Origin of the sequence: Oceanobacillus sp. FSL K6-0127 (assembly GCF_037983385.1) — a bacterium.
Taxonomy (GTDB): Bacteria; Bacillota; Bacilli; order Bacillales; family Amphibacillaceae; genus Oceanobacillus; species Oceanobacillus profundus.
On record NZ_CP150287.1, the window covers coordinates 63542 to 76344 of the forward strand.

Annotated in this window: 13 protein-coding genes; 1 reads left to right on the top strand and 12 read right to left on the bottom strand. The window is 39.4% G+C overall.

Translation table 11 applies throughout. From position 1 onward, the window contains the following. Positions 1-40 precede the first annotated feature (40 nt). The 4 genes from MHH64_RS00300 to MHH64_RS00315 all read right to left on the bottom strand — a co-directional run bounded on the left by MHH64_RS00300 (position 41) and on the right by MHH64_RS00315 (position 4981). On the bottom strand, positions 41-1084 hold the full coding sequence (locus MHH64_RS00300) for a ribonucleotide-diphosphate reductase subunit beta (RefSeq protein ID WP_118888457.1): 1044 nt from the start codon (positions 1082-1084) through the stop codon (positions 41-43). After that, positions 1065-1499, bottom strand: coding sequence for a flavodoxin (locus MHH64_RS00305; RefSeq protein WP_262366377.1), 435 nt, complete (start codon positions 1497-1499; stop codon positions 1065-1067). Before MHH64_RS00305 ends, MHH64_RS00300 begins: the two co-directional genes overlap by 20 nt. Beyond that, on the bottom strand, positions 1496-3730 hold the full coding sequence (locus MHH64_RS00310; protein WP_095307662.1) for a ribonucleoside-diphosphate reductase subunit alpha: 2235 nt from the start codon (positions 3728-3730) through the stop codon (positions 1496-1498). Before MHH64_RS00310 ends, MHH64_RS00305 begins: the two co-directional genes overlap by 4 nt. A gap of 345 nt (positions 3731-4075) precedes the next feature. Next, complete coding sequence (locus MHH64_RS00315) at positions 4076-4981, bottom strand: LysR family transcriptional regulator (protein ID WP_340002456.1); 906 nt, start codon at positions 4979-4981, stop codon at positions 4076-4078. 151 nt (positions 4982-5132) lie between these two features. Here MHH64_RS00315 and gdhA point away from each other — a divergent pair, with 151 nt between their 5' ends. Beyond that, positions 5133-6521: an NADP-specific glutamate dehydrogenase gene (gdhA, locus tag MHH64_RS00320; protein ID WP_095307659.1), complete on the top strand. Its 1389-nt coding sequence runs from the start codon at positions 5133-5135 to the stop codon at positions 6519-6521. 568 nt (positions 6522-7089) lie between these two features. Here gdhA and MHH64_RS00325 read toward each other — a convergent pair. From MHH64_RS00325 to MHH64_RS00360, 8 genes are all read right to left on the bottom strand, one after another. Continuing rightward, a complete protein-coding gene (locus MHH64_RS00325) occupies positions 7090-7884 on the bottom strand; it encodes an ABC transporter ATP-binding protein (RefSeq protein ID WP_340002457.1) in 795 nt (264 codons plus the stop codon). Continuing rightward, positions 7877-8857, bottom strand: coding sequence for an ABC transporter permease (locus MHH64_RS00330; RefSeq protein ID WP_340002458.1), 981 nt, complete (start codon positions 8855-8857; stop codon positions 7877-7879). Before MHH64_RS00330 ends, MHH64_RS00325 begins: the two co-directional genes overlap by 8 nt. A 127-nt stretch (positions 8858-8984) precedes the next feature. Next, entirely contained in the window at positions 8985-9974 is a 990-nt protein-coding gene (locus MHH64_RS00335) for an ABC transporter substrate-binding protein (protein WP_095307649.1), read from the bottom strand. A gap of 486 nt (positions 9975-10460) precedes the next feature. Further along, positions 10461-10709 carry a hypothetical protein gene (locus MHH64_RS00340; protein WP_340002459.1) on the bottom strand — a complete coding sequence of 83 codons (249 nt, stop codon included), beginning with the start codon at positions 10707-10709 and terminating at the stop codon, positions 10461-10463. Next, positions 10645-10824: a hypothetical protein gene (locus MHH64_RS00345; RefSeq protein ID WP_340002460.1), complete on the bottom strand. Its 180-nt coding sequence runs from the start codon at positions 10822-10824 to the stop codon at positions 10645-10647. Before MHH64_RS00345 ends, MHH64_RS00340 begins: the two co-directional genes overlap by 65 nt. Beyond that, positions 10825-11622 carry a hypothetical protein gene (locus tag MHH64_RS00350; RefSeq protein ID WP_340002461.1) on the bottom strand — a complete coding sequence of 266 codons (798 nt, stop codon included), beginning with the start codon at positions 11620-11622 and terminating at the stop codon, positions 10825-10827. Then, positions 11615-12148 (bottom strand): RNA polymerase sigma factor, encoded by a 534-nt coding sequence (locus tag MHH64_RS00355; protein WP_118888452.1) that lies wholly within the window; start codon positions 12146-12148, stop codon positions 11615-11617. Before MHH64_RS00355 ends, MHH64_RS00350 begins: the two co-directional genes overlap by 8 nt. A gap of 130 nt (positions 12149-12278) precedes the next feature. After that, on the bottom strand, positions 12279-12800 hold the full coding sequence (locus MHH64_RS00360; RefSeq protein ID WP_340002462.1) for a hypothetical protein: 522 nt from the start codon (positions 12798-12800) through the stop codon (positions 12279-12281). Positions 12801-12803: the final 3 nt, after the last annotated feature.

Below are 12803 nucleotides of genomic sequence, written 5' to 3' on the forward strand. Positions count from 1 at the left end.
TTTTTGTTTACTCAGAAAGCCTATGATAGCGCCTTCTTCCTTATAGATCATCAAATCCATTCAGATCACTTGTCTTCGTATATTGTCTTGATTTCTGTTCAAAGAAATCTGTTTTCGTCCCATCAAAGTTATCCACATATGCACGGATCCACTTCATTGGGTTATCAACATGTTGTGGATATATTTCACTTAATCCCATCAAACGCAGCATTTTGTTTGCACGATATTTAATATATCCTGCCATTTCCTCTAAATCAATACCTTCTACTTCTGCCAATACATAGTTTGACCATTCGATTTCTAAATCAACCGATTCACGGAAATGATCATAAACCCAGTCCGTAAATTCTGCCGTATTGTATTCAGGATTCTCTGCCAATGTCGCACGGAATAGTTCACCAATAAAACGGCCATGCTCCAGTTCATCACGATTAATGTAGCTAATCATCGTTGATGTACCCACCATTTTATTTTGACGTGCCAGATTGTAAAAGAATGCAAAACCAGAATAGAAGAACATGCCTTCTAATAAGGATGTGTAGACTAAAGTTTTTAAGATGTTTTCCACAGTTGGTTCTTCCACAAATTCATTGTACTGCTTCGTTAAGTTTTCATTTCGTTTAAGCAGAACTTCATCCACTCGTCCAAGCTGGAATGCTTTGTTTTGTTCATCTAATGAGACAACAGATGATAACACGTACGAATAGCTCTCATTATGCACTGCTTCCTGCTGTGCAATCACAGCCATGATAGATTGCACAGAAGGGTCTGTTGCATACAACGAAATTAAGAGTGCTGTTCTTGTTTGTGGTGCATCCAATGTGGATAACAATCCGATTATTTTTAAATAGGCGTCGCGCTCTTCCTCTGTTAATGTTGGGAATTGCTTCACATCACTGGACATATTCACTTCGTCCGCTTGCCAGTAATTACCCACAAGTCGCTTGTACATTTTGTACCAATGTGGATAAGCAATATCGTTCCAGTTTAAAATCCCACTTGATTTTCCACCGAATAATCCGGTCGATTTATTTGGATGCAATGGTTCCAATGTTTTAGCCTTTTCAAGCATAGCTCTTGGCATGATGCAACACTCCTTCCAACCATAATTCCACTTTTTCTTCTTGACTTCCCCTAGGGGACTGCTCAATTTTCAGAGCCGTCCATTTACTATCATAAAATCTCACTAACTTATCCACAGCTTTACAGAATAAGTCATCCCCACCAAATTGGGTATCACCTGTTCCAAAAACTGCAATATTATTTGGTTTATAGCCGATCTCAAGTATAAGGTCTTTCACTTCGTCTGGTGTACTCCCCATTTCCCAAGTAAACGTTCCAAGGAAAACAAAGTCATAGCTTTCCGGGTCAAATGGTGCATCGATTCCGATTCGATGCATGTCCACAGAAATACCTTCTCGCTTTAATTTGCTTTCCATCAATTCCGCTACTTCTTCTGTGTTTCCACTGTACGATAAATATGCGATGATAGCCCTCAACTTTGACACCACTCACATTCTTCGACATCATTCGACGTTGAACGAACATAATAAGTTGTTTTAAGTCCTTCACGCCATGCTTGTAAATGAAGATCTAATAAAATCGATGCACGGATGGTATTTGGCACATAGAAGTTAAATGAAATACTTTGATCAATATGCTTCTGTCTAACTGCATTTTGTTTAACAGACCAGCGCTGATCAACGATATATGCAGACCTGCGATAAATATTGTACGTGTTATGATCGAGTTCCGGTGCAGTGACAGGAATCTTAAAGTCTTTCTTCTCTTCGCTGTAGAACACATTGAAAATTGGATCGATACTTGCTGTAGAGCCTGCAATCATTGCCGTAGTCGAGTTAGGTGCTACTGCCATTAAATAACCATTACGCATGCCGTGCTCCCCAACTTCTTCCTGTAATGCTGTCCATTCGTCTGTCACATAGCCTTTCTGTTTAAAGTAAGCCCCAGTGCTCCACGTACTTCCTTCAAAGGCTGGGTAACTTCCTTTTTCCTTACTAAGCTCCATACTATTTTTAATTGTTAAGTAGGCAATTTTCTCATACAATTCATCTGCATAGCTTACAGCCTGATCAGATTCCCATGCAATATCTTCTTTTGCCAATAGATGATGCCATCCAAATGTACCTAACCCAATTGCACGATACTTTTTATTGGTAATTTCCGCTTGCATAATTGGTAATGTATTAATATCAATAACGTTATCCAGCATCCGAACTTGGATTTTAATCAAACGCTCTAAAACATTATCCGGTACAGCTTTCCCTAAGTTAATCGAGCTTAAGTTACAAACAACATAATCACCAGGCTGGTATTTCTTTACGATCGTGTTTTCTTTTTCCAGGTATTCTTCCACAAACTGTGTTGGTGACTGGTTTTGCGTAATTTCTGTACATAAGTTAGAGCAGTAAATCATTCCTTGATGGTTATTGGCATTTTGACGATTTACTTCATCACGGTAAAACATAAATGGTGTACCCGTCTCAAGCTGGGATACCATCACACGTTTCATAATATCAATAGCATTTACTGTTTTACGTGATAAGCTTTCATTTGCCACACACTCTAGATATTTTTCTCTCCATGTTCCATTCCCTTTTTCTTCATCATAAAAATCTTCTAAAGAATAGCCCATCACTTGGCGTACTTCATGTGGATCGAATAGATGCCACTCACCGCGCTGTTCAACCTGCTCCATGAAATAATCCGGCAAGCAAACTCCCGTGAAAATGTCATGGGCACGCATGCGGTCATCCCCATTATTCAGTTTCAAGTCAAGGAAAGACTCAATATCTTGATGCCAGACATCCAGATAAATAGCAATCGCACCTTTTCTTGTTCCGAGCTGGTCAACACTTACCGCCGTATTATTCAGCTGCTTAATCCATGGCACAACACCACTGGACATTCCTTTAAATCCTTTAATAGAGCTTCCTCTTGCACGGATTTTTCCCATATAAACACCAATTCCGCCGCCGTTTTTAGAAAGCTTCGCAATATCTGTGTTACTGTCATAAATTGACTGCAGGCTATCATCAACCGTATCAATAAAGCAGCTTGATAATTGGCCATGCGTTTTTCCAGCATTCGTTAAAGTTGGAGTCGCTACAGTCATATAAAGATTACTTAATGCCCAGTACGCTTCTTCTACAAGCTTCGTTCTGTGAGACGGATCTTCGTCCTGCATCAAATACATTGCGATAACCATCCAGCGTTCCTGCGGCAGCTCGTAAATGTTTTTATCATGATCGGTAGCCAAGTAACGTGTAGCGACCGTATATATGCCAAGATAGTTAAACAGGAAATCTCTATTGGGATCAATCATATTGCCGAAATGATCGATTTCAGCTTTCGTATATTTCGAAATAATATTCGGCGCATATGCTCCTTCGTCTGTTAACACCTGAATTAATTCGTAAAGAGATCCATAGCGTGCTTCTCTGTCATACTTACGATTTTCTCCAGCTTTACGGTAAAGTTCCTGTAAATAGATGCGTGCTGCAACATAAGTCCATTCTGGATTTGCCTCGTCTATATTTTCTAATGCAATTTTAATTAATCGGTCTGAAATTTTCTCAATTTCCATTTCTGGCTTTATTGTGCGTAATGCTTTCTCCATAAATTGATCAATTTCGACAGAGATCCCCTTTGTTGCTACCTGAACAATTTCTTCGATTGTGCTAGGAACTTGTTTCGTTTCTGTTACCATGTTAACTGCCTCCCTATATATAAAACTATGTAAATATCAATTATATCTCGCTCTCTTACTGGATGAGCAATGATGAATACACTAAAAAAACGAATCCACCCAAAAAATGAGGGCAGATTTTCTGATCTTATTTCCTTTACAAACTATCCTTCTATCGTTATGCTATATTAGTTGATAAAAAATCAACCACTCTTCCGATAGCCTCAGATTGTAATAGACTCCTTTTACAAGATCACGATTACCTTACCCATTATACAATATATAGTATTAAACATCGTTTTCACTATCCATATCTTGTATTCAACGATAGCATATAACAAAAATTTAAGCAACTTAATTCTACGTTTAAATTTGAAATTTCTCCAATCGCATATAGAAACTCTTTAAAAACTCATAGAATCGTTTTTCAGTAGGAAGCAACGAACGTTCTGCTGAAATCATGACTCCAACCGTACGAGAAACATTCGGATTTATAATTGGGACTTTTACCGTTCCATGTGGTAAATGGTCGATTAATGTAATTTCTGGAATAAGCGTTACACCCAGCCCAGCAGATACAAGCCCTTTTATTGCTTCGATATCCTCTCCTTCAAAGGACACTCGAGGCTGGAAGCCAAGCTGGTTACAAGCTTCAACAACAACATTTCTTAGTATAAATCCTTCACGAAACAAAACAAAGGAATCTTTACGTAATTGATTTAGCTTTATGCCAGGTTCGTTTGCAAGCGGATGGCGCACTGGCAATAAGGCAACCATGTTTTCAGAAAACAAAATGGTCCCCTTTAATTTCGGCTCATTTTGTGGAATTGGACCTAATAGCGCCATATTGATTTCACTTTTCTTAACCGCTTCAACCAATTCATAATAAGTACCCTGCTTCAATTTAAATTTCACATTCGGATGCTGGTCTCGAAAAGCGGAAATGGATGTTGGTAGCATATTGCTAGCTAAGCTGCTTGGAAAACCGATATGGACTGTCCCTCTTTCTGGATCCGTATATTCTTTAATAACCTGTTCTGCTTCATCAATCACATGGACTGCCTTTTCCATATGCTCCATAAATATTTTTCCTATTGGTGTTAGCCGTACATTTCGACCTTCTCGAATAAACAAATTGACTCCGAGTTCTTCCTCGAGTTTGAACAGCTGGCGACTAACAGCAGACTGCGCAATATGTAATGCATCTGCGGCTTCCGTAACATGTTCCCTTTTTGCGACTTCGATAAAATACTTAATTTGTTTTAGCTCCAAATTTACCGCCTCCCCCGTTATTATCTCACACTGGCATTGATTATATCTATTTTTTATATTGTTTCGATTAATTAATTTTTGTAAAATATATAGTATATTGTATTTTTTGTTGGCGTGCGAAGGAAAGAAATGAAGGAGGGCATGATGCCATATGACAAATTCTTATATACTAAACAAAAAAAATAACATTGATGAACAGGTACAACATTATTTAGATGAGGTATATGAAACTGTTGTTTCGCGCAACCCAAATGAGACGGAGTTTCATCAGGCTGTAGCTTTAATCTTCAAATCCCTTTCCCCTATTCTTGAAAAATATCCACATTATATGGAAAAAGGAATTCTCGAGCAACTGGTTGAACCAGAACGTGTTATTACATTCCGTGTACCTTGGATTGATGACAACGGAAAGGTAAATGTAAACCGTGGATTCCGCGTCCAATTCAATAGTGCGCTCGGACCTTATAAAGGCGGCTTACGTTTTCATCCATCTGTAAATGTAAGTATTGTTAAATTCTTAGGACTTGAGCAAATCATTAAAAATGCACTAACTGGACAGCCAATCGGCGGCGGTAAAGGTGGTGCTGACTTTGATCCAAAAGGAAAATCAGATAATGAAATCATGCGTTTTTGCCAAAGTTACATGAGCGAGCTTGCTAGACATATTGGTCCAGACACCGATATTCCTGCTGGAGATATCGGTGTAGGAGCAACCGAAATTGGCTATATGTTTGGTCAATACAAGAAAATCCGTGGTAATTTTGAAGCAGGTGTCCTGACCGGAAAAGGTTTAGGCTATGGTGGAAGCCTAGCCCGTAAAGAAGCAACTGGATACGGTGCAATCTATTTTGTTGAGGAAATGCTAAAAAGCAAGGGCTTGAGTATTCTTGGTAGTACAACCGTTGTATCCGGATCTGGTAATGTTGCAATTTATGCAATGGAAAAAGCAATTTCTCTCGGGGCAAAGGTTGTCGCTTGCAGTGATTCGGATGGATTTATTTACGATGAAAATGGAATTGATTTAGATACGATAAAAGAAATTAAAGAAGTGAAGAAGGCCAGAATTGAGACCTATCTTATTAAGCACCCATCTGCAGCTTATTTTTCTGGTTGTAATGGAATATGGGGGATCCCTTGCGATGTTGCTCTACCATGCGCGACACAAAATGAGCTTGATTCAGAGTCTGCAAAAAAACTAATCTCCCATGGAGTAAAAGCAGTTGCTGAAGGGGCAAACATGCCTTGTACACCTGAAGCAATTGATATGTTTTTAGAGAATGACGTTTTATTCGGTCCCGCTAAAGCGGCCAATGCTGGTGGTGTAGCAGTATCCGCTTTAGAAATGGCACAGAATAGCATGCGTATGTCATGGACATTTGAAGAAGTGGATGAAAAGCTGCAACAAATTATGAAAGGTACGTATGAAAGTTGTTTAGCAGCTTCTATAGAGTTTGAAGCAGAAGGCAACCTAGAAATCGGATCAAATATTGCAGGATTTAAACGTGTGGCCGATGCAATGGTCGCACAGGGCGTAATTTAAACTAAAAAAGCATGCAGCACTCTTTTTGAAAGTTGCATGCTTTTTTAGTTTATTTAGATTTAGTAAACTTTAGGGTAATGAGGATGACAGGAATTATTTTTCTGGTTTCAGCCCGGTTATCCAATTAATAAGAGTCTCAGTCGGCGGTCACTATATCGATGGGTATTGGTGACCGAATGGCGAGAATCCCTCTTCTTTCGAGCTGTCATGCTGATAATGAGTAACCCTAAAGCGAGGATCCTACTTTTTTCGGGCTCTCATACCTTTAATGAGTGACCTTAAAGCGAGGATCCCACTCTTTTCGGGCTCTCATACCTTTAATGAGTGACCTTAAAGCGAGGATCCCACTCTTTTCGGGCTTTCACACCTTTAATGAGTGACCCTAAAGCAGGGATTCTCTTCTTTTCGGGCTTCATATCACCAATAGCGACCTAATCAACTGATGTGTAAATCTTGGTAACGATAATTCAAATTTTTTGAAACCATATCCTGTCACAGAAATAAAAATACACACGACGTACTCCCATTGGAATTGTTCGTGTGTATTCATCAATGCTTTAAACATTATTCAGCCTAAAACAGCACGGTCATCTTCAAATTGTTCACCGCGGATCCGCTGGAATTCCTGTAATAGATCTTTAACAGTCAACCTTTCTTTATCTTCACCATTTGCTTCAAATATGATTTGCCCTTTATCCATCATAATAAGCCTATTCCCAAGATCTAATGCCTGCTGCATGTTATGGGTAACCATTAAGGTCGTTAATCCCGACTCCCTTACTACTTTTTCGGTAAGTGAGGTGATTAGTTCTGCTCGAGATGGATCGAGTGCTGCTGTGTGCTCATCAAGAAGCAGGATATTTGGATTTGTAAAAGTCGCCATCAATAAAGAAAGCGCCTGCCTCTCCCCACCTGACAGTAAACCAACCTTAGCAGATAGGCGATCCTCCAAGCCTAAATTTAATGTTTTCAAATAATCACGGAACATATCCTTCCGTTTCTTCGTTACACCAAACTTCAATCTTCTTTTCTTATCGCGTGAATAGGCCATTGCAAGGTTTTCCTCTATTGTCATGGATGGTGCAGTGCCTGCCATTGGATCCTGGAAAACCCGGCCAATAAAGGCAGACCGCTTATATTCTGGCAGATGGACAACTTGTTTCCCACCAATAATGACATCTCCTACATCTGGAAGGATATTACCTGAGACGACATTCATTAATGTCGATTTCCCTGCTCCATTACTGCCGATAACCGTTACAAAGTCTCCAGCAGCCATTTCGAGTTCAATGCCATTCAATGCTTTCTTTTCATCTAATGTTCCTTCATTAAAGGTAACAGATATATTCGTGACATTAAGCATGCGAATCTCCTCCTAGCTGCTTGCGTTTTTGAATGCGCCGTTTCTTTTCTCTCTGCACCTGGAGAACTTTTGGTGCTACTAATGCAATAATAACGATCGCGGCCGTAATGAACTTCATATCCCCTGTTTCGAGGAAATCAACGCGTAGTGCCAGCGTTACAATAATCCGGTAAATAATTGCGCCACCAATCACAGCGAGTGTCGCACGCGCAATTGTTTTTGTGCCAAATAGTGCTTCCCCGATAATAACAGATGCAAGCCCTATAACAATCATTCCAATTCCCATATTCACATCTGCAAAGCCACCAAGCTGCCCTATCAGAGCACCCGATAATGCAACAAGACCATTCGACAACCCAACACCAACAATAGTCAGATTGTCTGTATTTGCTGATAAGCTGCGAATCATTCGCTTATTGTCTCCAATGGCACGTAGCGCTAACCCTACTTCTGTTTTTAAGTAGAAGTCTGTAACCAGCTTAATAATAACCGTCACAACTGCCATTACGATTAAGATTGCCCATGTAGAAGGAAGTCGATCTAACCCAAAGACAACAAGGAGGCTATTCAACGCATTATCGATTCCTGTCACAGACCAGAACGAGCCAAGCTGCTTGAAGATGGTTGTTTCATGAAGCATGGATAAAGTAGGTTGACCTAAAATACGTAGATTGATAGAATATAAAGCCGTCATCATGAGAATTCCGGAAAGCAACGCATTTACCTTTCCTTTTGTATGCAGTAAGCCTGTAATACATCCTGCTAGAAAACCAGCAAGCAACGCGAATAAGGTTGCCAGAATAGGAGGAACTCCATTTACAATTGAGAGCGCTGCTACCGATGCACCCGTTACAAAGCTGCCATCTACTGTTAAATCTGGGAAATCCAATACACGGAAGGTTAAATAAACACCTAATGCCATAATGGCATAAATAACACCTGATTCAACAGCTCCAAACATGGATATAAACATAATTCTTTTCCTCCCGCTACTTTTGTGCCTGTTCATCCCCTGTACAAAATTTTAAATATGGGGCTTTCAATGATGAAGGGAGCCAGACAATAATCTGGCTCCAAAAAAGGTTACCTTTTGATTAGAATTATTCTATGAATTGCGCGGTATCATCCCAGTCACTATTCCACTCGACACCTTGCTCTTCAGCGCCTTGCTTATTAATAAACAATTGAATTTCAGGAGGATACTCCGCCGGAATATCACTCGGTGACTTCTCCCCAGTCAAAATTTCCGCAGCCATTTCTCCTGTACGATATCCGATTGTATGGTAATCAATTCCAAATGTAGCAAACCCACCTTTTGCTAAAGAATCAGGCTCGCCTACAATCAGCGGAATATCTTGGTCGTTCGCCACTCCTATAACACTCTCTAAAGCTGAAACGACTGTGTTATCCGTAATAATATAAAAAATGTCCGCTTCTCCTACAAGCGTATTTGCTGCTTGCTGTACTTCAGAAGAGTTCGCAACTGTTCGCTCAATAATTTCAAGTCCTGTACCTTCAGCCGCTTCTTTAACGGTTTCAACCTGTTTAACTGAATTTTGCTCACCAGCATTGTAAAGCATCCCTATCTTTGCGCCGTCGAAATAGGTGCTAATAAATTCAACCGTTGCATCAATTTGATCAGGATGCAAGTCAACAACGCCTGTAATATTTTCACCTGCTTCATCCATAGATGGCACGAGTCCAGCATCAACCGCATCCGTAACTGATGTAAAGAGAATTGGAATATCACTTGTTGCTTGTAGAGCTCCAAGTGCACTAGGTGTTGAATTAGCGAAGATCAAATCAACTCCATCTGCTACAAAACCATCTGAAATCGGTTTGACATTATTTTGGTCACTTTGCGCACTTTGAAAATCATACTCTACCTCAAGCCCAGCATCTTTCAAAGCTTCCTGAAACCCTTCATACGCTGCATCAAGCGATGGATGCTCGACGATTTGTGTCGCACCAATTGTATATGTATCTCCACCTTCAGAAGCCGTGTCATCTGAACCAGATGTATCGTCAGATCCACAAGCTGCTAATATAACCAACCCAATAATTGCAAGTAGCATCATTACCTTTTTCACGTTCGTTCCCCCCATTTGCCTTTATTATTTTCTAAATATTTAAACGTGATTATAGCACACTATTAACTAATTTGCGATAACTTTTTAAAACTTCTTAAAAGCCTTTCTTATCAGCTTTTAGTGGTAGATCTACAAAACTTAATTACCAGTGCTTTATAACCTTTTATTACCAAATACTTCCACTAAGTATGATTTTCTTATCAAATATATAAATAACTTGCAGTTTGACCCTTTGTTCTTATTTCTTTTATACTACAGGACTATTTTCTGTTTAGAGCACATGAAAATTGAGCCAGTTGTATCAAGTGTTTATCTTTATTTTCCCTTATAACCCTTTCTAATCTTCCCAATAATTAATACTTAAATTAAATTCCGCAGTGGTCTATTGAATATCATTAAGTATATAGCAAGCTCTTTGATTACATTAGGACTGCCAATTAGTACCTTTCCCTAGCCTCTTCATTGCTTTTTATATGATAATAACCTTTAACAGGTTGAAAAATTCTGTACCCTCTTCCATAAACAAATGAGCGACAACTCCAGTATCAGAGTCAGTATGAATATTTCAACCAACTCCTCCCTCAACTGCACATAATTATAGATTTCCCCATTAAACACCATCCGGTACCTGTCATCTCCAAAAAGAAAGGGCTGCTGGCCTCTCTCTAGATCAATAATGCTTAACCTGTGAAAACACAAGTGCAATATGATCAACACGATAAAAACCAGCTTCATCCGGGCCACGGTGATTAATTAATTGATTTGCTTGTTGACAACCTACTAAAAGCTCTTCAGAATATGGAACCTTCTCATTTAGCAATACACCTACAAATCCACCACCTCCCACCAATTATTCAACTACTTTAAAGCTTTCCAGCATGTAATGAAATCTTGCTCCATGCCCTTCCGCTGCTTCTAGGAAGTATACTTGCTTAATCACAAACACTTGCCCTTCATCTTCATCTGTAACATAATACCGGTGGATTGGCGTATCCCATTGATGTCCTGTTTTGCCTGCATCGTTTGTATACTCAAGCCCAACCCCTTGAACCATTTCTGCTTCGATTGGCTCTGTTACACGCTCTTCTTTTTGCAATTCCATCTCTTCGTCATTTTCAATCTCGGCTTTAATCGAAGCTACAACTTCTTCCGTTGACGTTCCATCAAAACGCATTATTTCCATATAAACATCTGGATATCTATCTTCTAATGGTTCTATCAATTCAATACGATCACTTTCTTCTCCCTCAACCATCTTATAACGCTCTTCATCAACGTAAATGATATAGCGTAATTCCTCATTGGTTTCAAGCTGGACATTTGTCTTTTCTTTTTGCCCTTCAAGTTCAATTTCTTCCTGCTTTTCCTCAACAAACAGTTCCTTTAAGTTTTGGAACATTGCTTGCCCATGATCTGTCAGTGCTCCGAATAACAGTAGCATTATTACTGCTGCTGTACTCAAGCCCACAATAACTAATCCTCTCCATTTCTTTTCAGGGTTGCTTCTTGCCCTGCGGCCGGATGCGGATGAGTTCTGAAATAACTCGTCACTGATTTTATTCCATGTTTCCTCTTTTAAATGGGTGGCGTCATTTGTCTGTTGTTGTAATAATAATTTAATTTTTTTGTTTAAGTTGTCTCTACTCATCTTGGGCACCCCCTATAACTGCCTTTAATTTTTGTCTAGCTTTGTACAGTCTAGACTTAACGGTGTTAATGTTTAATTGCAGCATGTCGGCTAATTCCTTCTCTGAGAAGCCATTGATATACTTTAAAACTAAAATCGTTCGATGGTGCTCATCCAGCTGCTCCATCGCAATTTCCAGCTGTTTATCATCCTCTAGTTCCGTTTTATCTTGATTCAAATGGTCTAATAATTGTTCCGAATCAATACTGATTGCTTCCTGCGATTTCTTTTTCATATATCTTCTTGATTCATTGACTAAAATTTGATAAAACCATGGCTTAAATGGCTTTTTACTATCATAGGAATCAATGTTTCGGAATACCTTGATAAACGTTTCCTGGACGATGTCTGACGCGTCACTCGCATTATTTGTTATGGCGTAGGCTGTTCGCAATGAATAATCAGCATAGATGTCATAGAGCTTCTTAAAGGCTTGTTGATTTCCCTTTTTTATTTTCTTGATGAGTCTTGCTTCCTGATCCCCCAACAGCGTAACCCCCTTCTTCAATCTGTCTTTACTATATATACCTTTTCTATAAACAAAAAGTTTTCAGGTATAAAAAAATATCGAATAAGATTTTCATCCTATCCGATATCATAATTACTGTTTTTTTCCATTATTTGTTCATACTCGCAAAGAAATCACCTAATGGGTCTTCATCCTCTTTCTCTTCCGGAATTACTTCTTCATGTATATCCAGACCGTCGAGATTCAGGTCATCCAAATCGATTTCCGCTTCAATGCTTCGCTTTGGCTTTTCAGTAGGGGCCTCTTGAACGAATGATGCTTCATCTAAGTTCGCAGCATTATGATTCAGTCCAGCTAACAATGTCGTTGCACGGAGTGGATCACTTAATAATTGATGAAGCAAACTGCCGATGAGCGCCTCTGAATGCTCGTGCTTGAGCCAACTTCTCTGCTCTTTTGTTAGTTGCTTCGGCAGGGGAATCGTGATTGTTTCCCTTTCCCTTTTAAAGGTTTCACCTACCCCCTCAAGCACAAAACCCGCAATCGTACTGGAAAAGTTTCTGCGCTCTTTTTCTTTCAAATGCTGTAATTGTTTTAATAGATAATCAGGTGTATCAGAGGGAACTCGAAATGTGATCGATTGTCCACGCTCTATACTATTTTTCGACATGAT